The sequence below is a fragment of the Thauera sp. 63 genome (genome assembly GCF_000310165.2).
Classification (GTDB): Bacteria; Pseudomonadota; Gammaproteobacteria; order Burkholderiales; family Rhodocyclaceae; genus Thauera; species Thauera humireducens.
This window is the reverse complement of record NZ_AMXC01000010.1, coordinates 59,167-83,701: the sequence shown is the minus strand read 5'-3', so window position 1 is coordinate 83,701 and position 24,535 is coordinate 59,167. Positions and strand designations below refer to the sequence as shown.

Genomic DNA, 24,535 nt, shown 5'->3' with positions numbered 1-24,535 from the left:
TCACACTACGGGCCGCAGCGCGGCCCGTGGCAGGTTCAGAACTGGATGCCGGAACGCTCGGCGACGGTGTGCATGTCCTTGTCGCCACGGCCGGAGAGATTGACCAGCAGGATTTGGTCCTTGGGCAGCGTCGGCGCGAGCTTTGCCGCATAGGCCAGCGCATGCGAGGACTCGAGCGCCGGAATGATGCCCTCCAGCCGGCACAGCTTGTGGAAGGCCTGCAACGCCTCGTCGTCGGTGATGCCGACGTAGTCCGCGAGCGCGGCATCCTTGAGCCAGGCGTGCTCGGGACCGACGCCGGGGTAGTCGAGCCCTGCCGAAATCGAATGCGTCTCGATGATCTGGCCGTCCTCGTTCTGCAGCAGGTAGGTGCGGTTGCCGTGCAGCACGCCGGGACGCCCGGCGCTCAGCGAGGCCGAGTGGCGTCCGGTCTCGATGCCGTCGCCCGCCGCCTCGACGCCGATGAGCTTGACGCCGGGCACACCGATGTAGGGGTGGAAGATGCCCATCGCATTCGAGCCACCGCCGACGCAGGCGATCACATAATCCGGCTGGCGCCCCACCATCTCGGGCATCTGCACCAGGCATTCCTTGCCGATCACCGACTGGAAGTCGCGCACCATCATCGGATAGGGGTGCGGGCCAGCCACCGTGCCGATGATGTAGAACGTGTCGGCGATGTTGGTGACCCAGTCGCGCATCGCCTCGTTCAGCGCATCCTTGAGCGTCTTCGAGCCCGACTCCACCGGCACGACGGTGGCGCCGAGCAGCTTCATGCGGTACACGTTGGCGGCCTGGCGCTTGACGTCCTCGGCGCCCATGTACACCACGCACTCCATGCCGTAGCGTGCCGCCACGGTGGCTGTCGCCACACCATGCTGGCCCGCGCCGGTCTCGGCGATGACGCGTGGCTTGCCCATGCGCCGGGCCACCAGGGCCTGGCCGATGCAGTTGTTAACCTTGTGCGCGCCGGTGTGGTTCAGGTCCTCGCGCTTCAGGTAGATCTGCGCACCGCCGAGGATCTCGGACCAGCGCTTGGCGTGGTAGATCGGGCTCGGCCGGCCCACGTAGTGCTTGAGTTCGTATTCGAACTCCGCGACAAAGGCCGGATCGCTCTGGCAGGCTGCGTAGGCTTCGCGCAATTCGGCCAGGGCCGGCATCAGGGTCTCGGCGACGAAGATGCCGCCATAGGGGCCGAAATGCCCGCTCGCATCGGGAAACTGGTAAGGCGTATCAGCCATCTGCATGTCGAACTCCGGCGATGAATGCGGCGATCTTCACCGCATCCTTGATTCCCTTGGCGCTTTCCACGCCGCTCGAAACATCCACCGCCCAGGGGCGGACGCGGCGCACGGCCTCGACGACATTGTCGACGTCGAGACCGCCGGAAAGCACCAACGGTCGCTCGAATCCCTCAGGAATCAGCGACCAGTCGAAAGTCTTGCCCCCGCCGCCATAGCCATCGACGAACGCGTCGACGAGAATGCCGCTGGCGCGCGGATGCAAAGATGAGAATTCTACCAGATCGACCCCTTGCCGCATTCGCGCTGCCTTGATCCAGGGCCGCCCGTGGCGCGCGCATTGCGCGTCGGTTTCGTCGCCATGAAACTGCAGCAGCTGCAGTGGCACGCGCTGCAGCACGGCATTGACCTCGGCCTCGGCAGCATTGACGAAAAGGCCGACCGAGGTCACGAAGGGCGGCAACAGCGCTACAAGCTCTGCGGCCTGCTCGATGCCGACCGCGCGCGGACTGTGCGGATAGAACACGAAGCCGATCGCATCGGCGCCGTGTTCAACGGCTGCGCACACGTCTTGCGGCCGCGTGAGGCCGCAGATCTTGATTCGGGTACGGGACATTCAGACGAGGGGAAGCTGGGGCAGCGCGATGATACGCCCATCGTTGGGGAGCGACCAGCGCGGCGGATAGCTCACGCCGCAAAGGTAGAGACCGTCGGGCGAGAAGGTCGGCGCCGCATGCGTGCGATCGCGCGCCAAGAGCAGTTCGTTCATCCATTCGACCGGGTAACGCCCCTTGCCCACATAAACCAGCGCCCCGACGAGGTTCCGGATCATGTGATGCAGGAAACCATTGGCGCGGAAATCGAACAGCAGGTACTCGCCCTGCCGCGCGACCCGCGCCTCGTGCATCACTTTAATGGGCGTCTTGGCCTGACACCCCGCGGCACGAAAGGAAGAAAAATCGTGCGTCCCGACAAGACAGGCGACGGCTTCGGCCATACGCTGCTCGTCGAGTGCGGGATGAAACCAGCCGACCCGCCCCGCCAGCATCGCAGGCCGGGTCGGCGCATTGTGCAGAATATAGCGGTACTGGCGCTCGGTCGCGAGAAAGCGGGCATGGAAGGTCTCGTCCACCTCCACGGCCCAGCGCACCACCACGGCAGGAGGCAGCAGCGCATTCACCCCACGCACCCACGCCGACAGGGGACGGCGCGCCGACGTATCGAAGTGCGCCACCTGGGCACTGGCATGGACACCCGTATCCGTCCGCCCCGCGCAGTGCAGCCTGAGCGGCTCCGCGGCAATCTCCGACAGCGCGCGCTCGAGCACATCCTGCACCGTTCGCCCGTGCGCCTGGCTCTGCCAGCCGCAGAATGCATCGCCTGCGTACTCGACGCCGATCGCGACTCGCATCATGCCACTCCCCAACCTAGCGCGAATACGACGAGGACACAGGCGACCGCGACATCGCCACGGCCAAAACGCTCCCGTACAAGCTGAATCGGCGGCAAGGCTTCCTCCGCCGCCTCGTCCCGCAGCCACTCCTTCCAGTGAATCGGCGCTGCGCCGCGCGGCGACGCGTCGACGAACCGCAGCACCAGCAGCAACCGCAATGCAACGTCGCGAGCGTTCAGGCCGATCACTTGCCAGGGTCGGGCCAGACTGTACAGGCCTCCGACCAGTCGCTCGAGCGGCAGGCGTTCGAGCAGCAACGCGACCGCACTGACGACGATGACGAGGCGACCGACATGAACCAGCGCCATCGCGACGCCCTCGCGCGTCGGTGAGAAACCAGGCCATTCTGCGAGCAGCGCCTCACCCGGCGTAAACCACCCGAACAGCACGACGATGGCGATCGCCAGCACCCTGACACGCCGCAACAACCGGATCACGCGCGCCCTGGACAACATGAGTGCGCAGAAGAGGCAGGCCGTGACGAGCAGCCCGAGCACGGCGGACGGCACGAACTGCACCGACGCGACGCCGACAAACCACAACAGGAGAAGGAAACCGGAATGCATGCGCGTAAACGGCGAAGCCGCCGCGGGGCCTGGGCCCTGCGGCGGCAATGGAATTGAAGCTCAGGTCAGGCGGGCGATCATCTCGCGCGCGGCCGCCTGCTGCTCGGCGGAGCCATCCCGCACGACCTCCTCGAGCAACTCCAGCGCCCCCTCCTTGTCACCCATGTCGTCGTAGGCACGGGCAAGCTCAAGCTTGGTGTCGACTTCATCCCCACCGGACGCTGCCGGGGCATCGCCGAACTCGCTCTGGGGTGTCAGCTCGCCGAGCTGGGTGGCCTCCATCGACTGGGCTTCGGCATCGTCCGCTTCAGCTGCCGCGTCCAGCGAATCGAGGTCGAGGTCGATCGACGTCAGGTCCAGCCCGCTCGGCGCCGCGGCAGCCGGCTGGAGCGGCGTATCGATGTCGAAATCGAAGTCGAGCAGACTGCTGTCGAAGCTCGTCTTCTCCAGGTCAACCAGCGCCTCGGACGTCTTCCCGGGCTCCGAAGACGCCGCAATCGACTCTTCCGCATCCGACTGAAGCAGCGCATCGCTCTGCAACACGGTGGCGTTCATATCGGGGGAAGGCGCCCCGCCACCGAGGTCAAGGTCGGGCAGCTCGAAATCGAGTGCCGCTGCCAGATTGTCGTCACTGGCAACGATGGTGGCCGCAGAGGAATCGAAGTTCGCGACTTGCGGTTGCGCAGCGTCGAGTGCTGCGGGCGCCACAGGCGTTTCCGGCTCGCCGAGATCGAGATCGAACGAGAGACCGCCATCGCTGCCGGTCGTTGCGATCGAAAGATCTTCCGGCTCGGTCGAAGCAGCCTGAACGTCCTCCCCGAGATCGAGTTCGAAGTCGATCACGCCCGTATCGACCGGCGCAAACTCGTCGGCAGGCGTCTCGAGATCAACCCCGGCTGCGATCGCGGCACTCAAGCCCTCGAGGTCGGGCGCCGCACCGTCGGGCTTGTCACCCGCAAACTGACGCAGATCGCCCGGGACGGTCCATGTGTCGCGCATCTGCGACTGACTCGGCTCAACCGGCCCGCTCGACGAGAAATCCAGGCTGGACAAGGAGGCAGCCGGCGCCGCCTCTTCCAGGGTATCGACACGCGTCTCGACCCCCTCCGCCTGCGGCATCGAATCCGTTGCCTGAGGCGAAGTCAGGGCACTTGCCACGCCTGCCGCAGCCGCCACGCCGACGGTCGCGACCGGCGCGATACCCGAGGGCACCTCGGTGGTGGGCGCGATGGATTCGTCCGCACTCCCCTGCTCGGCATAGAGCGGGTTGTCGGCGTCGAGCTTGCGCCCCATGGTCGCTGCCTTGTCCCATTCGCGGCCCTGGCCGTTCGTACGGGAGAACAGTTCGGTCGCCACCGTTTCGAACTCGCGCGCACTCTTGCGCAGCGAGTAGATCTCGAGCAGCTTGAGATAGATCGCAAGCCGCGAAGGGTCTGCCTTCAGCGCATCCTGGAGGATCTCCTCGGCCTGTGCATCCCGGCCATAAGCCATATACACGTCGGCCTCGGCCACCGGATCGACACCTTCGTCCGCATCGATGGCCGAAAGCCCCGACTGGCTGAAATCGGTCTGGATGATGCTGCTTGCGCCGGTATCGACGCTCTGCCCACCCGTCGCCGAGAAGACGCCTGGACCGCTGGGCGCCAGATCGCCAACCTGCCCACTGCCGGACGCCGCCTTGCGGCGCCCGCGCAGCTTGAATCCCGCGTAACCCAGCAACAGGGCCAGAATACCTGCACCGCCGGCGACTACGGTCGGATCGGACATCATCGACTCGACCAGACCAGGCTCGGGAACGGGTTCGGGCGGCGGACGACGGACCGGACGCTTGGGCGCCGGCTTGGCTTCTTCCTGGGCGGCCTGGGGCGCAGACTGAACTGGCTCCGCGGGCGGCGCAGCCTGCGGCTCGACCGCCTGGGGCTCGACAGCCTGGGGCGCTCCAGCGGCAACCGGCGCAGCGGGCGCCTCCTGGCTGGCCCCAGCAACGGGCGCAGGCGCCGGCGGCGCCACCGCACCTTCTTGCAGCTGAGCCAGCGTGCCACTGCGCAGCTCAAGGAGCTTCTGCATGTCGCGCACGCTTTGCTCGAGCTGCCTCAGGCGGTCGTTTGCCTCCTCGAGCGCCTTCTCGCGCGTGGCGAGCTCCTCCTCGAGCGCCTGCAGCCGGATGTCGGCTTCGGTGCCAGGCGCACCCGCTGCCTGACTGCGCGAAACCTTGACCTGGTCGGCCGTCTCGGCGACCGGCGCGGGCTCCTCGACCTTGGGAACGATCCGACCGGCGCTTTCCTGCTGTGCTTCCTCAGCGACAACCGGCGCACGCTGCGCGGAAGCGGTTGCAAGGCTGCGGCGGTATGCTTCGAAATCGGCCGATTGCGCACGAATTTCGCGCTTTGCCTCCACCGAAGAAACGCTCAACGCTTCATCCACGCTCGGCACGTTCAGCACCGAACCCGCACGAAGACGATTGATGTTGCCGCCGTCAAACGCGCCCGGGTTGGCCCGAAAGAGGGCAACGAGCATCTGATCGAGGGTCACGCCAGGAGGCGTGTTGGCAGCAGCGATCCGCCGCAGCGTGTCGCCGCGACGAACCGTGTAGGCATCAGGGATCGCCGACGTGGCGGACGGCACCGCTGGACGGACCGCCGGCTGCAGTGGGCGCGCGGCAGGCGTGGCGGGCGCATCCACCGCCGCGGCCAGTGGCCGGGGCGCGGCAAGGTCAACGGGATCGAGCAGGAACGTGTACTCGCGCGCCATGCGCCCGTTGGCCCAGTTCAGTTCGACCAGCAGGTCGACGAACGGATCGTTGATCGGGCGATCGCTGGACAGGCGGATCACGGGACGCGAGGCACGCGTATCCACACTGACCCGGATGGCGGAAACCGCCGAGGAGTAGTTCACGTTTGCCTGCCGGAACGCCTCGGGAGAAGCGATACGAGCCGTCAAGGACTGCAGTTCCTGTGCCGTGGCACTGACCTGGATCTCTGCGCGCAAGGGCTGCCCCAGGCCGCTGAAGACGTTGATCTGCCCCATTCCTGCGGCCTGAGCCCCTAGCGGAATCGCGGCGATCGCGACAGCGATCACGGATGCCCTGAGCGACTTATTCATCGTGGTCTTCAAACTGCAACTCCCCCGAAAGCCAAGCTTTTTAATCATATGCATCATGACGTGGCTTAGGAATCTAGCATTTTCCCGGCCTTGGCGCATCAATCCGCGATGATTCGCAGTGTTTTGTCGTGAATTAGTTACGTGCACGCTGGAATGCCATCGAAAAGACAAAGGGGCCAGTGGCCCCTTTGTTCATCGGACGTTTCTCGTGCGCTCAGCGCTCGAGCAGGATGCGCAGCATGCGGCGCAGCGGCTCGGCTGCGCCCCACAGCAGCTGGTCGCCGACGGTGAACGCGCCGAGATACTCGGGGCCCATCGCCATCTTGTGCAGACGGCCGACCGGGATGCCCAGCGTGCCGGTGACGGCCGTCGGGGTCAGTTCGCGCTCGGTGATCTCGCGGTCGTTAGGCACGACCTTCACCCACTGGTTGGCGCCCGCGATGATCTCGGTGATCTCGTCGAGCGGCACGTCCTTCTTCAGCTTGATCGTCAGTGCCTGCGAGTGGCAGCGCATCGCGCCGATGCGCACGCACAGGCCGTCGATCGGGATCGAGCCCGGACTGCGGAAGGCCGGGTTGCCGAGGATCTTGTTGCACTCGGCACCGCCCTTCCATTCTTCCTTGCTCTGGCCGTGTTCGACCGGCACGTCGATCCAGGGGATCAGGCTGCCAGCGAGCGGGGTGTTGCGGAAGTTCTTCTTCGGGAAGCTGTCCGAGCGCATGGTCTCGGCGACCTTGCGGTCGATTTCCAGGATGGCCGAGGCCGGGTCGGCGAGCAGATCCTTGACCGAGTCGTGAATGGTGCCCATCTGGCTGATGAGTTCGCGCATGTTCTGCGCGCCGGCGCCCGAGGCCGCCTGGTAGGTCATCGCCGAGATCCACTCCACCAGGCCGTGCTTGAACAGGCCGCCCAGGCCCATCAGCATCAGCGACACGGTGCAGTTGCCGCCGATCCAGTTGCGGCCGCCCTTGGCGAGCGCGGCGTCGATGACGTTGCGGTTGACCGGATCGAGGATGATCACCGCGTCGTCGTTCATGCGTAGCGCGCTGGCGGCGTCGATCCAGTGGCCGTTCCAGCCGGTGGCGCGCAGCTTGGGGAAGACTTCCTTGGTGTAGTCGCCGCCCTGGCAGGTGATCACGATGTCGCAGGACTTCAGCGCGTCGATGTCCGTCGCGTCCTGCAGCGGCGCGGCGGCTTCCTTGCCGCCGAAGGACGGCGCCTTGCCACCGGCGTTCGAGGTGGAGAAATAGACCGGCTCGATGAAGGCGAAGTCGCCCTCTTCCACCATGCGCTGCATCAGCACGGAACCGACCATGCCACGCCAGCCAACCAGACCGACTCGATTCATGTTCATCACTCTCTACAAAAACGATTCTTCGAAAACCCTTGCAGGCGCATCAGCTTACAGCGCGGCGAGCACCGCGTCGCCCATCTCGCGCGTCCCAACCTTCCTGGTGCCCGGCTCGTAGATGTCGCCGGTACGGTACCCCTGGGCGAGCACCTTCTTGACTGCATTCTCGACGCGCTGCGCAGCCGCTTCCTGATTGAAGGTATAGCGCAGCATCATCGCCGCAGACAGGATGGTGGCGAGCGGGTTGGCCAGATTCTTGCCCGCGATGTCGGGTGCAGAACCATGCGAGGGCTCGTACAAGCCCTTGTTGTTGGCATCCAGCGAGGCCGAGGGCAGCATGCCGATCGAGCCGGTCAGCATCGAGGCCTCATCGGACAGGATGTCGCCGAACATGTTGCCGGTGACCATCACATCGAACTGCTTGGGCGCGCGCACGAGCTGCATCGCGGCGTTATCCACCAGCATGTGGGTGAGCTCGACGTCCGGGTAGTCCTTGGCGACTTCCTCGGCGATGTCGCGCCACAGCTGGGTGCATTCGAGCACGTTCATCTTGTCGACCGAGCACAGCTTCTTGCCGCGCTTCTGTGCCGCCTCGAAGGCCACCTTGAGGATGCGACGGATCTCGTACTCGGCGTAGATCATGGTGTTCCAGCCCACGCGCTGCTGCGTGCCGTTGACTTCTCGCGTCTCGATGCCGCGCGGCTGGCCGAAGTAGATGTCGCCGGTGAGCTCACGCACGATCAGGATGTCCAGACCAGCAACGATCTCGGGCTTCAGCGACGAGGCATTGGCCAGTTCGGGATACAGGATCGCCGGGCGCAGGTTGGCGAACAGGCCGAGATCCTTGCGGATGCCGAGCAGGCCGCGCTCGGGGCGCTGCTCGCGCGGCAGCGTGTCCCACTTGGGGCCGCCGACGGCGCCGAGCAAAACCGCATCGGCTTCGCGTGCGAGCTTCTGGGTGGCCTCGGGATACGGGGTGCCGGTGGCATCCACCGCGCAGCCGCCAAGCAGCCCTTCCTCCATCTCGAGCTTCAGGTCCAGGGCCTTCAGCACGCGCACGGCTTCCGCCATGATCTCGGGACCGATGCCGTCACCCGGCAGCACGCAAATCTTCATCGAATCGTCTTCCTTGGTTCGGTGAGCCGTACGGGCTCAGGCAAAGTAATACGGGTGTTCGGCGCGGCGCTTGTCTTCGAACGCGCGGATCTTGTCTGCGTGGCGCAGCGTCAGGCCGATGTCGTCCCAGCCGTTGAGCAGGCATTCCTTGCGGAAGGGGTCGATGTCGAAACCGATCACCCTGCCGTCGGGGCGCGTGATGGTCTGCGCCGCCAGATCGACGACCAGGCGGTAACCTTCGCTTGCCTCGCACTGGCGGAACAGTTCGTCCACTTCCACCGCATCCAGCTTGATCGGCAGCAGGCCGTTCTTGAAGCTGTTGTTGAAGAAGATGTCGGCGAAGCTCGGCCCGATCAGCACGCGGAAACCGTAGTCCTCCAGCGCCCATGGTGCGTGCTCGCGCGAACTGCCGCAGCCGAAGTTGTCGCGCGTCAGCAGGATCTGCGCGCCCTGGTAGCGCGGCTGGTTGAGCACGAAGTCGGGGTTCAGGGGACGCGTGCTGCAATCCTGGCCAGGCTGACCAACGTCGAGATAGCGCCACTCATCGAAAGCGTTCGGACCGAAGCCGCTGCGCTTGATCGACTTCAGGAACTGCTTGGGGATGATCGCGTCGGTGTCGACGTTGGCACGGTCGAGCGGCGCGACCAGACCGTCGAGTCGGGTAAATGGCTTCATTACTTCACTGCCCTCTGGATGGCCTCGCCACCCTTTTCGATGTCCTTGCCGACACCCTGGACGGTGTTGCAAGCCATGGAGACGAAGCCGGCCACCAGCGCGGCGACGACCAGTGCAAGTTTCTTCATTGCATGCTCCTCAATCTTGATCAAACCGGCGCTCAGGCCAGCGTGCGCACGTCGGCAAAATGGCCGGTCACCGCAGCCGCCGCGGCCATTGCCGGGCTCACGAGGTGGGTACGCCCCCCCGCGCCCTGACGGCCTTCGAAATTGCGGTTCGAGGTCGAGGCGCAGCGCTCGCCCGGTTCGAGGCGGTCGGCATTCATCGCCAGGCACATCGAACAGCCCGGTTCGCGCCATTCGAATCCGGCGGCAAGGAAGATCTCGTGCAAGCCCTCCTCTTCGGCCTGGCGCTTGACGAGACCCGACCCCGGCACCACCAGCACGCGCTTGACATTGGCGGCCTTGCTGCGCCCCTTGGCCACGGCCGCGGCTTCGCGCAGATCCTCGATGCGCGAGTTGGTGCACGAGCCGATGAAGACCTGGTCGACCTTGATGTCGGTGATCGGCGTGTTCGGCTCGAGTCCCATGTACTTCAGCGCGCGCTCGACGCCTTCGCGGCGCACCGGGTCCGCCACTGCGGCAGGATCGGGCACACGGCCATCGACCGTAGTGACCATCTCGGGCGATGTTCCCCAGGTGACCTGCGGCAGGATGTCTTCGGCCTTGAGTTCGACAACCTTGTCGAACTGCGCGCCTTCGTCGCTGTGAAGCGTGCGCCAGTAGGCAACCGCCTGATCCCAGGCTTCGCCCTTGGGCGAAAACGGACGATTCCTGAGGTAGGCGATGGTCGTCTCATCCACGCCGACCATACCCGCACGCGCGCCCGCCTCGATCGCCATGTTGCAGATCGTCATGCGGCCTTCCATCGACAGCGCGCGGATGGCGCTCCCGCCGAACTCCATCGCGAAGCCGGTGCCACCGGCAGTGCCGATCTTGCCGATGATGGCGAGCACGATGTCCTTCGCGGTCACGCCCTTGCCGAGTTGCCCGTCGACCTTGATCAGCATCGTCCGGGACTTCTTCTGCAGCAGGCACTGCGTGGCCATCACGTGCTCGACCTCGGAGGTCCCGATGCCATGCGCCAGACAGCCAAAGGCGCCGTGCGTGGACGTGTGCGAATCGCCACAGACGACGGTCATGCCCGGCAGTGTCGCGCCGTTCTCGGGCCCGATCACATGGACGATGCCCTGGCGTTCGTCCTTGAACGGAAAGTAGGCGAGCGAGCCGACCTCGCGGATGTTGGCATCCAGCGTCTCGACCTGCTGACGCGACACAGGATCCTGGATACCGAGATCCCAGTGGTCGGTGGGCGTGTTGTGGTCGGCGGTGGCGACGATCGAGCTGATGCGCCACGGCTTGCGCCCGGCCAGCTTCAGCCCCTCGAAGGCCTGCGGGCTGGTGACTTCGTGCACCAGGTGACGATCGATGTAGATCAGCGCCGTGCCGTCGGCTTCTTCGTGAACGACGTGGCTCGACCAGAGCTTCTCGTACAGGGTTTGAGCTGCCATCCCGTGTAATCCGCGCAAAAAAGAAATCGATTATTTCACAAAGCAGCGAAAACTGACCAGATTGACCCGGACTGATCGATGACAGGCCGTTTCAGCGGCGGACGCCCTGATAAAGCGGCATCACGCGCGCGGCGTATTCGGTCAGATCCCGCTTGCGCGTCGAGTGCGACGGATGCGTCGATAGCCACTGCGGCGGAGCGCCTGCCGACTGCGAGGCCATCTTGTCCCACAACGTGACGGCGGCCCTGGGGTCGTAGCCCGCACGCGCGGCCAGCTCCACGCCCATGCGATCGGCCTCCATCTCGTGCTCGCGCGAATTCGGCAACTCGAACGTCACCTTGGCGACCGTGTTCATCAGGTCCTGCCCCACCTGCCCCACGCCGAGCAGCGCGCCCGCCACCGACACACCGAGCCCCGTTGCCATCGCCTTGGAGACGCGCTCGCGGGCATGCTCGCGCAGGGCGTGGGCAATCTCGTGCCCCATGACCGCCGCAATCTCGTCGTCGCTGAGCTGGAGCCGGTCGATCAGTCCGGTGTAGATCGCCATCTTGCCGCCGGCCATGCACCAGGCATTCAGTTCGTTCGACGTGAATACGTTGACCTCCCACTGCCAGGCGGGTGCATCGGGCCGGAACACGGCCGTCTGCGCCGTCAGTCGCGACACGATGCGGCGCACCCGCTGCACCGTGGCAGCGTCGCGGTTGAGCGCGTTCTTGCGGCGAGCCTCGTCGAGCATCTGCCGGTACTGCTTGTTCGACGCCTGCTCCACTTCCTGCGCCGAAACCATCATCAACTGCGAGCGCTGCACGCCAACCGCGCCGCCCTGCGTCGTCTGCACCGTCTGGCAGGCCACGGTGATCGTGGCCGCCAGCACGGCCGGCAACACGGTTCTCGAAATCGTCCCGATCATTCCTCTCTCCTCACGAAGGGCCAGTCTCGCCGTGCGTCGACGACGGCCATCCGCGCGCCAGCCAAACGAGCCCCGCCAGCGCGAACACGGACCCCAGCGTGAAGGTCCACGCCGCACCGATCGCCTCCCACGTATAGCCGCTGAGCAGGCCGCCCAGCATGCCGCCCGCCCCGAATGACACACTGCCGTACAGGGCCTGGCCTCGCGATTGGAGTCGTCCGGGGAACCAGAGGTTCACCGCGGCAATCGCAGCGGCATGATAGGCACCGAAGGTGGCGCCATGCAGGACCTGGGCGAACAGCAACACCGGCAGGCTGTCAGCCCCCCAGCCGATCAGCACGAAGCGGACGACTGCACAGGCAAAGGAGAACAGCAGGATCGCCCGCAGACTGAAGCGCCGCATGAGCCGCGGCATCAGCATGAAGAGGATGATCTCCGCGACCACGCCGAGGGTCCACATCCAGCCGACCAGCGCCTTGTCGTAGCCATTGTCCACGAGATAGATGGAATAGAAGACGTAGAAGGCCCCATGCGCCGCCGACATCAGGAAGCACGCGCCCAGCAAGGCCCTGACCTCACGCCGGCGCAGCGTCTCGCGCAGGCTGAGCGATGCACGCTCGACATGTGCGGACACGGCCTCGGGGATCGTGAACGAGCACGCCAGGATGCCAAGCAGGATTGCGGCCGTGACCCATAACACCGCATCGATCGCAACGTGATCCAGCACCAGCCCCAATGCCAGCACCGCAACGACGAAGCCGACCGAACCCCAGACACGGATGCTGCCGTAGCGATGCGCCTCGTCGCCGAGGTGCGAGAAGGCGAGCCCTTCGATCAAGGGCAGCGCGGCACTCCAGAAGAAGGCCATCAGGGCCATCGCGGCGAAAAGGCCGCCGAACTCCGTGGTCAGGAAGAAGCCCGAGAAGCCGACCAGGCTCATCAGGGCCGAAAGCCGGACGATCGCCACGCGCATGCCGAGCCGTTCGGCCAGCCAGCCCCACAGGTTCGGCGCCAGGATGCGCATCAACTGCATCAGCGACATCAGCAGCGCGATCTCGGTCGCGCTCAGCGACGCCGCCTGCAGGTACAGCGTGAAGTACGGCGAAAAGGCGCCGACGAAGGCGAAATAGAAGAAGTAATACGCCGACAGGCGCCAGTACGGGAGCATGCGCGCCTGCGCCTCGCGCGAACCGGGAGCGACCGTCAGCGCGGCGACGGCAGGCGCTGCTGTCCCAGTGGCGCGAGCCCGGCAATGCGCGGCGTGTCGGTGCGGACGTCGCCGCACTGGGCGCGATGACGCAGCGCGTGATCGATCAGCACCAGTGCGAGCATGGACTCGGCGATCGGTGTCGCACGGATGCCGACGCAGGGATCGTGGCGACCGTGGGTGTTGACGATGACCGGGTTGCCTGCACGGTCGATGGAGCGCCGATCGAGGCGGATGCTCGAGGTCGGCTTGATCGCGATGCTGGCGATGACGTCCTGGCCGGTGGAGATGCCGCCAAGCACGCCACCCGCATTGTTCGACAGGAAGCCTTCCGGCGTCATCTCGTCACCATGCTCGGTGCCACGCTGCGCAACGGAGGCAAACCCCGCGCCGATCTCGACGCCCTTCACTGCATTGATGCCCATCATCGCGTAGGCGATGTCGGCATCCAGGCGGCCATACACCGGCTCGCCCCAGCCCACGGGCACGCCGCTGGCCACCACGTCGATGCGCGCACCGATCGAGTCGCCGGACTTGCGCAGTTCGTCCATGTAGGTCTCGAGTTGCGGCACGATATCGGCGTTGGGCGCGAAGAAGGGATTGCGATCGACCTCGTCCCACGACATGAACGGGATCTCGATCGGCCCGAGCGCCGTCATGCAGGCCCGGATCACGATACCGTAGCGCTCATGCAGCCATTTCTTCGCGATCGCACCTGCCGCCACGCGCACTGCGGTCTCGCGCGCCGAAGAACGGCCGCCGCCACGGTAGTCGCGGATGCCGTACTTCTGCCAATAGGGGTAATCGGCGTGTCCCGGGCGGAAGGTATCGGCGATGTTGCCGTAGTCCTTGCTGCGCTGGTCCTGGTTGCGAATCAGCAGTGCGATCGGCGTACCGGTGGTCACGCCCTCGAATACCCCGGACAGGATCTCGACCTCGTCGGGCTCGCGACGCTGGGTCACGTGACGGGAGGTGCCGGGCTTGCGCCGATCCAGTTCGATCTGGATGTCAGCCGCTGTCAGTGCCAGTCCCGGCGGGCAGCCATCGACGACGCAGCCGATCGCCGGGCCGTGCGACTCGCCAAAGGACGTGACGGTGAATAGGGTACCGATGGTGTTTCCGGACATGACTTTCCTGCCTGATCAGCAATGAACCCGCTGCCCCACGGGGCGCAGAGGAACAAGAGGGGGATGGGGCGCGAGTCTAGCACGCGCCCCATCCCCTTCGGCCACGGCGCACGGGGCGCCGGCCAGCGCTCAGTGGAAGAAGTCTTCCAGGCGTTCGAACACTTCGTGCTCCGCCCCATGGCGACGCACCGCGAGCACGTCCTCCAGCTTTTCAACCTGGCGGACCATCTGCTCGAGGCGCTGGTCGTCGAACACGAGCAGCCAGATGCGCGAGCGCCTGCCGTCGGAAACCGGCATGCACAGAATGCCTTCGACGTTGAAGGCGCGGCGCGCAAAAAGATTGCAGATGTGGCTCATCACCCCGGCGTGGTTATTCACATCGATCTCTAGAATGACCTTTGCGTGGCCGGCTTGCGGCAGCGGGTCGGCAACTTGTTCGATCATCATCAGCCTCCGATCATTTCGGTGTTGGCGGCACCCGGCGGCACCATGGGATAGACAAACTGCTCGCGATCGATCGTCGCGTGGATCAGGCACGGTCCGGGCGCATTCAGCGCCTCGGCCAGCGCGGCACGGGGATCGTCGGCCTTGTCGAGGTCGATGGCCGGCACGCCGAAGCCTTCGGCGATCTTCACGAAATCGGGTTCGGTGCGGTACCTGGACGCGAACTGGCGCTTGCCGTAGAACAGCGCCTGCTGCTGGTACACCAGACCCAGCGCATTGTTGTTCATGAGCACGACCTTGAGGTTGAGCCCCTCCTCGGCCAGTGTCGCAAGCTCCTGGATGTTCATCTTGAAGCTGCCGTCGCCCGAGAAGCACACCACCGTGCGCTCGGGCTCGGCCAGGGCGGCGCCGATTGCCGTCGGCAGGCCGAATCCCATCGTGCCCAGCCCGCCCGAGGTCAACCACTGGCGCGGACGGCGGAAAGGATAGGCCTGAGCGACCCACATCTGGTGCTGACCCACGTCGGTGGCAACCACCGCCTCGTCGTCGAGCGCGTCGGCGACCGCCTTGATCAGGCCGTAGTGACTGCGCGGATCGTCGCTGCCCGGGAGCTGCATCGGAAACCGCTGCTTGAGATCCGCGACCTGCGCCAGCCAGTCGGTGCGCAGCACGGCCTTGACACGGGGCAGCAGGGCCTCGAGCGCCTCCGTGACATCGGCATGAATCGCGACGTGCGCGGTCTTGATCTTGTGCAACTCGGAGCGATCAACGTCGATGTGGACGATCTTCGCGTTGGGGCAGAACTGGGCGGCCCGGCCGATGGCGCGGTCGTCGAAGCGCGCACCGACGCAGATCAGCAGGTCCGCCTCCTCGAGCACGAAGTTGGTGTAGCGGGCACCGTGCATGCCGAGCATGCCGACCGACAGCGGATGGTCCATCGGCATCGCACCCAGCGCCATCAGGGTCATCGTCGTCGGCAGCGCGCCCTGCTCTGCCAGCGTCACCGCGAGTGCGGAAGCACCGGAATGGACCACACCGCCGCCCAGATAGAGCACCGGTCGCACGGCCGAGTTGATCATCTGCGCTGCGGTATCGATGGCCGCCATGTCCAGCTGCGGCGGCGCGTCGGGCACTGCGGGCGGCGGCAGTTCGTCGACTTCGATCAGCTGGTTCTGCACATCCTTGGGCACATCGATCAGCACCGGACCCGGTCGGCCGGACATGGCGATGCGGAACGCGTCGGGCACGACCTCGAGCAACTCCTGCGCCGAGCGCACAAGGAAATTGTGCTTGGTGATCGGCACCGTGATGCCGTAGATATCCACTTCCTGGAAGGCGTCGGTCCCGATCATGGATTGCGGCACCTGGCCGGTGATGATGACCATCGGAATCGAATCGAGGCAGGCATCGGCAATCGCGGTGACGAGGTTGGTCGCCCCCGGACCGCTCGAGGCGATGCACACCTGGGGCACGCCCGACACCCGCGCCATGCCCTGCGCCATGAAGCCAGCGCCCTGCTCGTGGCGCGCCAGCACGTGCCGGATCTGCGCACTGGCCGACAGCGCGTCGTAGAACGGAAGAATCGCGCCACCGGGGATGCCGGCGATGGTACGCACGCCCTGGCGTTCGAGGAGGCGCACGATCAGTTGCGCGCCGGTGAGTTGAGTCATGATGCTCTCCTTGGTTTTGACTTCAGCGACATCACCGGCGCGGCCCCAGAATGCAAAAACCCCCGCCGGGCTTGCGCGCCGACGGGGGTTTGGAATCCTGCTGTTCGAGTGTTCTGTCCCGTTACGACGCGCGCATGCCTACGCCTACTACGCGTACAGCTACGGAAACGACGGCGAAGAAACGGGTGGAAGAACGCATGATGGCTCGAAATGAATTGCGGGAGAGATGAAAGCACGAAACTGCCGCCTACACAAGCACCCCGTGCATTCCTGATGCGATCACGCGATCACGCGTCTTGTCTCACCGGCCCCTCGCGCAACTCGCGCCGCAGGATCTTGCCCACATTGCTCTTGGGCAGTTCATCGCGGAACTCGACGCGGTGCGGCACCTTGTAGCCCGTCAGATTCTCGTGGCAATAGGCGATCAACGCCGCTTCGGTCAACGCAGGATCCTTGCGCACCACGAAGATCTTCACCGCCTCGCCACTGCGCTCGTCCGGCACGCCGACCGCAGCGACCTCGATCACGCCGGGGTGACTGGCGACCACGTCTTCGACCTCGTTGGGATAGACATTGAAGCCCGACACCAGAATCATGTCCTTCTTCCGGTCAACGATGGAGACGAAGCCCTTCTCGTCGATGACCGCGATGTCCCCCGTGCGCAGGAAGCCATCCGGCGTGAATGCCCGCGCCGAATCGTCCGGACGATTCCAGTAGCCCCGCGTCACCTGTGGGCCCTTCACGCAGAGCTCGCCGCGCTGTCCGACCGGCACCTCGTTGTCGGCATCATCACGCAGGCTGATGTCGGTTGACGAAACCGGCAAGCCGATCGAGTGGTTGAACTCGGGCAGATCGAGCGGGTTGATCGTGACGGCCGGGGACGTCTCCGTGAGCCCGTAGGCCTCGACCAGCGGAATGCCCGTCACCTTCCGCCATTTCTCGGCAACGGCCTGTTGCACCGCCATGCCACCCCCCAGCGCCACATGCAGACTCGAGAAATCGAGCTTGCCGAAATCCGGATTGTTGAGCAGCGCGTTGAACAGCGTATTGACACCGGTGATGGCGGTGAACCTGTGCTTTGACAGTTCCTTGACGAAACCGGGAATGTCGCGCGGATTGGTGATCAGCACGTTCGTCGCACCGATCTTGAAGAAGGTCAGGCAATTCGCCGTGAGCGAGAAGATGTGATAGAGCGGCAGCGCCGTGATGATCAGTTCCTCGCCTTCGCGCACGAACGGCTTGATCCAGGCATGAGCCTGCTGCAGGTTGGCGATGATGTTGCGGTGGGTGAGGATGGCGCCCTTGGCCACGCCGGTGGTGCCGCCCGTGTATTGCAGGAAGGCGATGTCCTCATGGCCGATCTCCACGGCCTGGAGACGATGGCGATCGCCGCGCGCCAGTGCCGCCGCAAAGGTGATCGCCCCATCGAGCTTCCAGGCCGGCACCATCTTCTTGATCCGCCGGACGACGAAGTTGACCAGCGCAGACTTCGGAAACCCCAGCATCTCGCCCAGGCTACTGACGACGACATGCTTGATCGGCACCCGGCCCCGCACCTGCTCGAGCGTGTGGGCGAAGTTCTCGAGGATGACGACCACGTCGGCGCCGGCGTCGCACAACTGATGCTCGAGCTCGCGCGCCGTGTAGAGCGGATTGACGTTCACAACGGTGTAGCCGGCACGGAGCGTGCCGAACAGGGCAACCGGATACTGCAGCACGTTGGGCATCATCAATGCCACGCGCGCACCGCGGGGAAGTTTCAGCTCAACCTGAAGATACGCTGCGAAACGACGCGACAACTCGTCGAGTTCGCCGTAGGTGATGCCCTTGCCCATGCACACGTAGGCCGTGCGCGAACCGAAGCGCGCGACCCCCTGCTCGAAAAGGTCACCTATCGACTTGAACTGATCGACGTCAATCTCAGCCGGTACGCCCTTCGGATAGCTTTGCAGCCAGATCTTTTCCACGCGGTCTCCTCCTTATGCTGGAAATTGCCGACCGGTTCGATCCCGGCCAGCCCCGCCCTCCCAAGGCGTCATGCGGAGCCGCGAGCCGCCGGCTCCACCACTGAATTCCAACGCTCGTCGCTTCCTTGTCTTGTGTGCAGAAGTCGACGTCGGCAGACGCGACGCGCCTGCCATGGAGGGATGGCGAATCCGCCACCACCTGGGACGGTCAGCCCCGAAATCTGATCAGCGCTCTTCTTCCTCCTGTGCCGGCCAGTTACGGATGTAGTTCTTGAGCATCCGGTTCTCGAAGCTCTGCTCTTCCAGCACTGCCTTGGCGACGTCGTGAAAGCTCACGACGCCCAGCAGGGTATGGCCGTCCATCACGGGCAGGTAGCGCTGGTGATGCTCCACCATCATCCGCCGCAACTCGTCCATCTCCATATTTGGGGAAGCCACAAACGGATTCCGGATCATGACCGCTTCGACGGTGAGCGCATGCAAGTCAGCGCTGCCCTTCTGCACGCCTTGCAGGACCTGACGGAAGGTCAACATGCCGACCATCTCGCCGCGCGAGAAGACCACGAGCGAGCCAACATCCTGCTCGTTCATGATCTCGATTGCCTCGGCAACACTCTTGTTGGGTGCGATGGTGAATAGCACCTTGCCCTTGATGGCGAGAATCTCGCTTACCAGCATGTTGCTCTCCGTGCCTTGTTCAGTCGCTCGGACCGTGGGTTCGATGCGCCATATTAGTGCATCGCACCGGCGCCGCAAAGGCGGAACCCGGCAGCATCAGCGCTGCAACTCACCCAGCTTGTCCTTGACCTTCGCCCAGTCCGAAGCATCGGGCAACGCATCCTTGCGCTCCACGATGGGCTTCCACTTCTTGGACAGTTCGGCGTTGAGCGCGATGAACTGATGCTGGTCCGCCGGCACGTCGTCCTCGGCGTAGATCGCTTCCACCGGGCACTCGGCCACGCACAAGGTACAGTCGATGCACTCCTCGGGGTCGATTACGAGAAAATTCGGCCCCTCGCGAAAGCAGTCCACCGGACACACATCCACACAGTCGGTGTATTTGCAGCGGATGCAGGATTCAGTCACCACGTAAGTCATTGCTCTCTCCAGCCTGTTGGGTTCGCCGCGTATCGGGGACGCGTGCGCAGGCCACAATATAGTCCAGCCCTTTGCATTTTCGCCACGATCCGCGCGAGCATGCACTGTTTCCTGCGCCAATTTGCTTGACGCAGCCGACTGCATCGCATAACTTTCGACCAAATTCTCCTGAGAAATTCACGTTTCTCTCCAAGGTGCGCGGACCCGCGTACACCTTGCCTCCCCGTACAAGCAGTACCCGCGAGCGTGTTTGCATCGCGTCAATACCCGCCACCCCTGATGTGAGGAATCATGAGCGAGCATATCCACTATGTGACCGACGGCAACTTCGAGTCCGAAGTGCTGCAGTCCCAGACCCCTGTTCTGGTCGATTACTGGGCCGAATGGTGCGGTCCGTGCAAGATGATCGCCCCCATTCTGGATGACGTCGCCAAGGACTACGCTGGCAAACTCAAGGTTGCCAAGCTCAACATCGACGAAAACCAGGACACTCCCGCCAAGTACGGCATCCGCGGCATTCCCACGCTGATGCTGTTCAAGGGTGGCAACGTCGAGGCGACCAAAGTGGGCGCCCTTTCCAAATCTCAACTGACCGCCTTCATTGACAGCAACATCTAAGCCAGACCAAGGTCCGGCCCGTTCTCGCGGTTCTTCGCGCGCCCGTCGCCGCGGCGCGCGCAATCGCGACGGTAATCCCCCCCAGAATCCGCAGACCGAAGACGATCTGTTCGACGTCGACAATGGTGGCGAGGACGGCAACGTCACGCCCCGCAACCCCGACGTCCCCGCCCTTCACCTGTCCGAACTCAAGGCCCTGCACGTCAGCGAACTGCTGCAGATGGCCACTGAAGCCGGCGTCGAAGGCGCGAACAGGCTGCGCAAGCAGGAACTCGTCTTCGCGCTGCTCCGCAACCGTGCCCGCAGGGGCGAACCGATCTGTGGCGACGGCGCACTCGAAGTGCTGCCTGACGGATTCGGCTTCCTGCGCTCCCCCGACACCTCGTATCTCGCGGGGACGGACGACATCTACGTCTCCCCCTCCCAGATCCGGCGCTTCAACCTGCGCACCGGCGACACGATCGAAGGCGAAATCCGCACGCCCAAGGACGGCGAGCGCTATTTCGCGCTGACCAAGCTCGACAAGATCAACGGTCGACCGCCGGAAGAGTGCAAAAGCAAGATCCTGTTCGAGAACCTCACGCCCCTGCACCCGCAGGAATGCCTGAAGCTCGAGCGCGATGTCCGCGGCGAGGAAAACATCACCAGCCGCGTGATCGACATGATCGCACCGATCGGCAAGGGCCAGCGCGGCCTGCTCGTCGCCCCGCCCAAGAGCGGCAAGACGGTCATGCTGCAGCACATTGCCCACGCGATCACGGCCAATCACCCTGACGTCAAGCTGATCGTACTGCTGATCGACGAACGCCCGGAAGAAGTGACGGAAATGCTCCGCTCGGTGAAGGGCGAGGTCGTGGCCTCCACCTTCGACGAGCCGGCCACACGTCACGTGCAGGTCGCCGAGATGGTGATCGAGAAGGCCAAGCGCCTGACCGAACACAAGTACGACGTCGTGATCCTGCTCGACTCGCTGACCCGCCTGGCGCGCGCCTACAATACGGTCGTCCCTGCCTCCGGCAAGGTGCTGACCGGCGGCGTCGATGCCAACGCACTGCAGAAGCCCAAGCGCTTCTTCGGCGCGGCGCGCAACATCGAGGAAGGCGGCTCGCTGACCATCATCGCCACTGCGCTGATCGACACCGGCAGCCGCATGGACGACGTGATCTACGAGGAGTTCAAGGGCACCGGCAACATGGAGCTCCACCTCGATCGCCGCATGGCCGAGAAACGCGTCTACCCGGCGATCAACGTCAACCGCTCGGGCACGCGTCGCGAGGAGTTGCTGCTCAAGCAGGACATCCTGCAAAAGGTCTGGATCCTGCGCAAGCTGCTGTACGGAATGGACGACATTGACGCGATGGAGTTCCTGCTCGACAAGATCAAGGCCACAAAGAGCAACGCCGAGTTCTTCGACGCCATGCGTTCCGGCCGCGGCTAACGCCTGGCATGCTCCGCAAGTACAAACGCCACCCTCGGGTGGCGTTTTCTTTTGGTTCTTCGCGCGATCTGGGGGAAGTAGTGGTTGACGGTTCGGAGGTTGGTAGATTGGCAGTCGCCAAACAAACCGATCCCCTTCCTCTTCCCCGTCATGTGCGATGCTATGTTGGGCGTGGTCTTCTGGGAAGGCCGCCTCGTCGATTCATGCCAGGAGCGAGCCGACGGTTCGCTCCTTCTCACCCTCGCTGAAGACCCCTCACACCGCCCGCGATGTGGGCGCTGCGGTAGCGACTGTGTTCTGCTCCACGAGCGCCGGCGACGCCGGGTGCGCGATCGAGACTGGTTCGATCGACGCGTCTGGCTGGATGTGCCGATTCGCCGCCTCGACTGTTACCAGTGTGGCGCACGGGCGGCCGAGCGCCTGAGCTGGCTCGACACGGGTGAGCGCATCACACACCGATTACGCGCCTGGATCGAGGCGCTGGTGCAGATCCTGCCGATCGCCCACGTCGCCCAACTCACGGGCTTGCACTGGCACACCATCAAGCGCATCGACCATCGGCGTCTGCAGACCCGGTATGGCACTTTCGATGCGCAGGGCGTGCGTCGGTTGGTGATGGACGAGTTCGCGCTGCACAAGGGGCACCGCTACGCGACGGTGATCATGGATGCTGAACGTATGCGCGTGTTGTGGGTCGGCGAAGGCAACAGCCGCGAGGCGATCCGGCCCTTCTTCGAATTGCTGGGCAAAGAGGGCTGTCAGCACATCGAGGCGGTCGCAATGGACATGAACACCGCCTTCGATCTGGAGGTGCGCGCCCATTGCCCGAACGCCGAAGTCGTCTATGACTTGTTCCATGTCGTCGCCCGCTTTGGTCGGGAGGTCGTCGACCGGGTGCGCGTCGATCAGGCCAATGCCTTGCGCAGTGCGCCCGCACAACGTCAGGTCATCAAGCGCTCGCGCTGGTTGCTGCTGCGCAACCGCGACAACCTGGGCAACGAGCAGGCGGTCAAGCTCGAGGAACTGCTGGCGGCCAACGCACCGCTGGCTACCGTCTATCTGCTGAAGACCGCCATCAAGGAAATCTGGTTTGCGCCATCGATCAGAGACGGCGCCCGAAGATGGAAAGACTGGTACCGCCTGGCGATCGAAAGCGGCATCGCGCCGGCGATCGCCTTTGCAAAGCGACTCCGAAAGTACCTGCGTGGCATCCTCGCCTCAGCCATCTTTCCCTTGAACACCAGCATTCTCGAGGGCGTCAACAACCGCATTAAGGTCATCAAGCGTATGGCCTACGGGTTCCGGGATTCAGCCTATTTCTTCCTGAAGATCAAGGCCGCCTTCCCCGGAAAGGCGCGATGAACCTTTCTTTTTCCGCATGCCCGAGCGGACGCATGCGGCACAGGACTCAGCTGTAATCGAAGAAGCCCTTGCCAGTCTTGCGACCCAGATAGCCCGCCTCCACCATCTCGACAAGGAGCGGTGCCGGACGATACTTCGGGTCCTTGAACCCGTCGAACAGCACCTGCATCACCGCCAGCTGGACATCGAGACCAATAAGGTCGCAGAGCGCGAGCGGGCCGATCGGGTGGTTGCACCCCAGCTTCATCGCCTCGTCGATCTCGGCAGCCGTCGCGAGACCTTCGCCCAGCGCGAAGACGGCCTCGTTGATCATCGGGCACAACATCCTGTTCACGACGAAGCCCGGACTGTTCTTGATCTGGACCGGCGTCTTGCCAATCGCCTTGGCAACCGACTCGACTTTCGCGTAGGTCTCATCCGAGGTCTGCAGGCCGCGGATCACTTCCACCAGCGCCATCATCGGCACCGGGTTGAAGAAATGCATGCCGATCACCTGGGCAGAACGCTCGGTCGCCGCTGCAAGCTTGGTGATCGAAATCGACGAGGTATTGCTGGCGAGAATCGCGTCTGCGCGCATTACAGCGTCGAGTTGCGCGAAGATGTCGAGCTTGAGTTCGAGGTTCTCCGTCGCAGCCTCGATCACCAGATCGCAATCAGCGAGAGCCGACACCGCCGTGGCGGTCGAGATACGCGCCATCGCTGCGGCCTTCTGCTCGGCACTCATCTTTTCCTTCTTGATCAGCCGATCCAGACTTGCACCGATCGTCGCCAGGCCGCGCTGCACCTGCGGCTCGCCGATGTCCATCATCACCACGTCGAGACCCGCAACCGCGAAGGCCTGCGTAATGCCGTTGCCCATCGTTCCCGCACCCACCACACCGATCTTGCTGATAGTCATCTCGAAAACTCTCCCAATCAGGTTCGCTACGCGAGCAGGAACCGAGAGATCTCGGACTCCATACCGCTGCGTATGGAGCGTGACTTTAACGGATTTGACCAGCGTGCGCCAGCGAGGCTGGCCGGGCAATAGCCGAGAAGACGGGAAGAATCGGGCGACGCTGCCGAACGCAACGCTGCCTGGGACGTGAACGCGAAAAAGGGAGCCCATGGGCTCCCTTAATCATTTGGCGGAGTGGACGGGACTCGAACCCGCGACCCCCGGCGTGACAGGCCGGTATTCTAACCAACTGAACTACCACTCCGCACCGAACCTGCCGCCGAATATCTCCGGCACTGCAATCTGACTACGCCAGACTGCGATGTTGGCGTCCCCACGGGGATTCGAACCCCGGTTATCGCCGTGAAAGGGCGGTGTCCTAGGCCTCTAGACGATGGGGACTGCGGTACTGCTTTAAAACTCTTGGTGGAGGTAAGCGGGATCGAACCGCTGACCTCTTGCATGCCATGCAAGCGCTCTCCCAGCTGAGCTATACCCCCACAACGAGCCGACGATTATAGCCACCACTGACGCTTTCAGCAAGATCTTCGGCCTATGAAGATCAGACTTTGAGCATGGCCCGACTTAAAACTGGCGGAGTGGACGGGACTCGAACCCGCGACCCCCGGCGTGACAGGCCGGTATTCTAACCAACTGAACTACCACTCCGCACCAAACTGCAC

22 protein-coding genes and 4 tRNA genes are annotated in these 24,535 nt (G+C 64.3%); 3 read left to right on the top strand and 23 right to left on the bottom strand.

Annotated elements, in window-relative coordinates; genetic code table 11:
- Window positions 1–35: 35 nt before the first annotated feature.
- The 18 genes from trpB to fdxA all read right to left on the bottom strand — a co-directional run bounded on the left by trpB (window position 36) and on the right by fdxA (window position 19,497).
- Window positions 36–1,247, bottom strand: a complete 1,212-nt coding sequence (gene trpB / locus C664_RS10910; RefSeq protein ID WP_004259459.1) for a tryptophan synthase subunit beta — start codon at window positions 1,245–1,247, stop codon at window positions 36–38.
- Window positions 1,234–1,857, bottom strand: a complete 624-nt coding sequence (locus C664_RS10905; RefSeq protein ID WP_004259457.1) for a phosphoribosylanthranilate isomerase — start codon at window positions 1,855–1,857, stop codon at window positions 1,234–1,236. Before C664_RS10905 ends, trpB begins: the two co-directional genes overlap by 14 nt.
- A complete protein-coding gene (gene truA / locus C664_RS10900; RefSeq protein WP_038011553.1) occupies window positions 1,858–2,655 on the bottom strand; it encodes a tRNA pseudouridine(38-40) synthase TruA in 798 nt (265 codons plus the stop codon).
- Window positions 2,652–3,260 carry a CbiQ family ECF transporter T component gene (locus C664_RS10895; RefSeq protein WP_004259449.1) on the bottom strand — a complete coding sequence of 203 codons (609 nt, stop codon included), beginning with the start codon at window positions 3,258–3,260 and terminating at the stop codon, window positions 2,652–2,654. The genes truA and C664_RS10895 overlap by 4 nt, the downstream gene beginning before the upstream one ends.
- A gap of 60 nt (window positions 3,261–3,320) precedes the next feature.
- Window positions 3,321–6,461, bottom strand: coding sequence for a FimV/HubP family polar landmark protein (locus tag C664_RS10890; protein ID WP_232435096.1), 3,141 nt, complete (start codon window positions 6,459–6,461; stop codon window positions 3,321–3,323).
- Window positions 6,462–6,576: 115 nt separating this feature from the next.
- Window positions 6,577–7,710 carry an aspartate-semialdehyde dehydrogenase gene (asd, locus tag C664_RS10885; RefSeq protein WP_004259442.1) on the bottom strand — a complete coding sequence of 378 codons (1,134 nt, stop codon included), beginning with the start codon at window positions 7,708–7,710 and terminating at the stop codon, window positions 6,577–6,579.
- 54 nt (window positions 7,711–7,764) lie between these two features.
- Window positions 7,765–8,829: a 3-isopropylmalate dehydrogenase gene (gene leuB / locus C664_RS10880; RefSeq protein ID WP_004259439.1), complete on the bottom strand. Its 1,065-nt coding sequence runs from the start codon at window positions 8,827–8,829 to the stop codon at window positions 7,765–7,767.
- A gap of 36 nt (window positions 8,830–8,865) precedes the next feature.
- Complete coding sequence (gene leuD, locus C664_RS10875) at window positions 8,866–9,504, bottom strand: 3-isopropylmalate dehydratase small subunit (protein WP_004259434.1); 639 nt, start codon at window positions 9,502–9,504, stop codon at window positions 8,866–8,868.
- On the bottom strand, window positions 9,504–9,632 hold the full coding sequence (locus C664_RS10870) for an entericidin A/B family lipoprotein (protein ID WP_004259431.1): 129 nt from the start codon (window positions 9,630–9,632) through the stop codon (window positions 9,504–9,506). Before C664_RS10870 ends, leuD begins: the two co-directional genes overlap by 1 nt.
- A gap of 32 nt (window positions 9,633–9,664) precedes the next feature.
- A complete protein-coding gene (leuC, locus tag C664_RS10865) occupies window positions 9,665–11,074 on the bottom strand; it encodes a 3-isopropylmalate dehydratase large subunit (protein ID WP_004259427.1) in 1,410 nt (469 codons plus the stop codon).
- Between the two features lie 91 nt (window positions 11,075–11,165).
- A complete protein-coding gene (locus tag C664_RS10860; protein ID WP_004259421.1) occupies window positions 11,166–11,984 on the bottom strand; it encodes a M48 family metallopeptidase in 819 nt (272 codons plus the stop codon).
- 10 nt (window positions 11,985–11,994) lie between these two features.
- Complete coding sequence (locus C664_RS10855) at window positions 11,995–13,152, bottom strand: MFS transporter (protein WP_004259417.1); 1,158 nt, start codon at window positions 13,150–13,152, stop codon at window positions 11,995–11,997.
- A gap of 35 nt (window positions 13,153–13,187) precedes the next feature.
- Complete coding sequence (gene aroC, locus C664_RS10850) at window positions 13,188–14,318, bottom strand: chorismate synthase (RefSeq protein ID WP_004259414.1); 1,131 nt, start codon at window positions 14,316–14,318, stop codon at window positions 13,188–13,190.
- A 129-nt stretch (window positions 14,319–14,447) separates the two neighbouring features.
- The gene (ilvN, locus tag C664_RS10845; protein WP_004259410.1) at window positions 14,448–14,765 is read right to left on the bottom strand and encodes an acetolactate synthase small subunit; all 318 of its coding nucleotides are present in this window, start codon (window positions 14,763–14,765) and stop codon (window positions 14,448–14,450) included.
- Window positions 14,765–16,432: an acetolactate synthase large subunit gene (ilvB, locus tag C664_RS10840; RefSeq protein WP_004259406.1), complete on the bottom strand. Its 1,668-nt coding sequence runs from the start codon at window positions 16,430–16,432 to the stop codon at window positions 14,765–14,767. Before ilvB ends, ilvN begins: the two co-directional genes overlap by 1 nt.
- Window positions 16,433–16,719: 287 nt before the next feature.
- Complete coding sequence (locus C664_RS10835) at window positions 16,720–18,399, bottom strand: long-chain-fatty-acid--CoA ligase (protein WP_004259402.1); 1,680 nt, start codon at window positions 18,397–18,399, stop codon at window positions 16,720–16,722.
- A gap of 225 nt (window positions 18,400–18,624) precedes the next feature.
- Window positions 18,625–19,077: a CBS domain-containing protein gene (locus tag C664_RS10830; protein ID WP_004259396.1), complete on the bottom strand. Its 453-nt coding sequence runs from the start codon at window positions 19,075–19,077 to the stop codon at window positions 18,625–18,627.
- A gap of 96 nt (window positions 19,078–19,173) precedes the next feature.
- Window positions 19,174–19,497 (bottom strand): ferredoxin FdxA, encoded by a 324-nt coding sequence (gene fdxA / locus C664_RS10825; RefSeq protein WP_004259390.1) that lies wholly within the window; start codon window positions 19,495–19,497, stop codon window positions 19,174–19,176.
- Between the two features lie 291 nt (window positions 19,498–19,788).
- On the opposite strand from fdxA, the gene trxA reads away from it, so the two are divergent.
- The 3 genes from trxA to C664_RS10810 all read left to right on the top strand — a co-directional run bounded on the left by trxA (window position 19,789) and on the right by C664_RS10810 (window position 22,915).
- A complete protein-coding gene (gene trxA / locus C664_RS10820) occupies window positions 19,789–20,115 on the top strand; it encodes a thioredoxin TrxA (protein WP_004259385.1) in 327 nt (108 codons plus the stop codon).
- A gap of 178 nt (window positions 20,116–20,293) precedes the next feature.
- Entirely contained in the window at window positions 20,294–21,553 is a 1,260-nt protein-coding gene (gene rho, locus C664_RS10815; protein WP_038011587.1) for a transcription termination factor Rho, read from the top strand.
- A gap of 162 nt (window positions 21,554–21,715) precedes the next feature.
- Window positions 21,716–22,915 (top strand): ISL3 family transposase, encoded by a 1,200-nt coding sequence (locus C664_RS10810; protein ID WP_157353862.1) that lies wholly within the window; start codon window positions 21,716–21,718, stop codon window positions 22,913–22,915.
- Window positions 22,916–22,961: 46 nt separating this feature from the next.
- On the opposite strand, the gene C664_RS10805 is transcribed toward C664_RS10810, so the two are convergent.
- The 5 genes from C664_RS10805 to C664_RS10785 form a co-directional block, all read right to left on the bottom strand.
- A complete protein-coding gene (locus C664_RS10805) occupies window positions 22,962–23,813 on the bottom strand; it encodes a 3-hydroxybutyryl-CoA dehydrogenase (RefSeq protein WP_004259377.1) in 852 nt (283 codons plus the stop codon).
- Window positions 23,814–24,040: 227 nt separating this feature from the next.
- A tRNA-Asp gene (locus tag C664_RS10800) sits at window positions 24,041–24,117 on the bottom strand.
- A 61-nt stretch (window positions 24,118–24,178) separates the two neighbouring features.
- Window positions 24,179–24,254: transfer RNA gene (locus tag C664_RS10795), tRNA-Glu, on the bottom strand.
- A gap of 22 nt (window positions 24,255–24,276) precedes the next feature.
- Window positions 24,277–24,352, bottom strand: a tRNA-Ala gene (locus tag C664_RS10790).
- A 92-nt stretch (window positions 24,353–24,444) separates the two neighbouring features.
- Window positions 24,445–24,521: transfer RNA gene (locus C664_RS10785), tRNA-Asp, on the bottom strand.
- Between the last annotated feature and the right edge of the window lie 14 nt (window positions 24,522–24,535).

What these genes read in the sequence shown, in the direction of transcription:
- trpB (WP_004259459.1), bottom strand. Translation starts at nt 1,247, where the DNA reads ATGCAGATGGCTGATACGCCTTACCAGTTTCCCGATGCGAGCGGGCAT.
- C664_RS10905 (WP_004259457.1), bottom strand. Translation starts at nt 1,857, where the DNA reads ATGTCCCGTACCCGAATCAAGATCTGCGGCCTCACGCGGCCGCAAGAC.
- truA (WP_038011553.1), bottom strand. Translation starts at nt 2,655, where the DNA reads ATGATGCGAGTCGCGATCGGCGTCGAGTACGCAGGCGATGCATTCTGC.
- C664_RS10895 (WP_004259449.1), bottom strand. Translation starts at nt 3,260, where the DNA reads ATGCATTCCGGTTTCCTTCTCCTGTTGTGGTTTGTCGGCGTCGCGTCG.
- C664_RS10890 (WP_232435096.1), bottom strand. Translation starts at nt 6,461, where the DNA reads ATGCGCCAAGGCCGGGAAAATGCTAGATTCCTAAGCCACGTCATGATG.
- asd (WP_004259442.1), bottom strand. Translation starts at nt 7,710, where the DNA reads ATGAATCGAGTCGGTCTGGTTGGCTGGCGTGGCATGGTCGGTTCCGTG.
- leuB (WP_004259439.1), bottom strand. Translation starts at nt 8,829, where the DNA reads ATGAAGATTTGCGTGCTGCCGGGTGACGGCATCGGTCCCGAGATCATG.
- leuD (WP_004259434.1), bottom strand. Translation starts at nt 9,504, where the DNA reads ATGAAGCCATTTACCCGACTCGACGGTCTGGTCGCGCCGCTCGACCGT.
- C664_RS10870 (WP_004259431.1), bottom strand. Translation starts at nt 9,632, where the DNA reads ATGAAGAAACTTGCACTGGTCGTCGCCGCGCTGGTGGCCGGCTTCGTC.
- leuC (WP_004259427.1), bottom strand. Translation starts at nt 11,074, where the DNA reads ATGGCAGCTCAAACCCTGTACGAGAAGCTCTGGTCGAGCCACGTCGTT.
- C664_RS10860 (WP_004259421.1), bottom strand. Translation starts at nt 11,984, where the DNA reads ATGATCGGGACGATTTCGAGAACCGTGTTGCCGGCCGTGCTGGCGGCC.
- C664_RS10855 (WP_004259417.1), bottom strand. Translation starts at nt 13,152, where the DNA reads ATGCTCCCGTACTGGCGCCTGTCGGCGTATTACTTCTTCTATTTCGCC.
- aroC (WP_004259414.1), bottom strand. Translation starts at nt 14,318, where the DNA reads ATGTCCGGAAACACCATCGGTACCCTATTCACCGTCACGTCCTTTGGC.
- ilvN (WP_004259410.1), bottom strand. Translation starts at nt 14,765, where the DNA reads ATGATGATCGAACAAGTTGCCGACCCGCTGCCGCAAGCCGGCCACGCA.
- ilvB (WP_004259406.1), bottom strand. Translation starts at nt 16,432, where the DNA reads ATGACTCAACTCACCGGCGCGCAACTGATCGTGCGCCTCCTCGAACGC.
- C664_RS10830 (WP_004259396.1), bottom strand. Translation starts at nt 19,077, where the DNA reads ATGCTGGTAAGCGAGATTCTCGCCATCAAGGGCAAGGTGCTATTCACC.
- fdxA (WP_004259390.1), bottom strand. Translation starts at nt 19,497, where the DNA reads ATGACTTACGTGGTGACTGAATCCTGCATCCGCTGCAAATACACCGAC.
- trxA (WP_004259385.1), top strand. Translation starts at nt 19,789, where the DNA reads ATGAGCGAGCATATCCACTATGTGACCGACGGCAACTTCGAGTCCGAA.
- C664_RS10810 (WP_157353862.1), top strand. Translation starts at nt 21,716, where the DNA reads ATGTTGGGCGTGGTCTTCTGGGAAGGCCGCCTCGTCGATTCATGCCAG.
- C664_RS10805 (WP_004259377.1), bottom strand. Translation starts at nt 23,813, where the DNA reads ATGACTATCAGCAAGATCGGTGTGGTGGGTGCGGGAACGATGGGCAAC.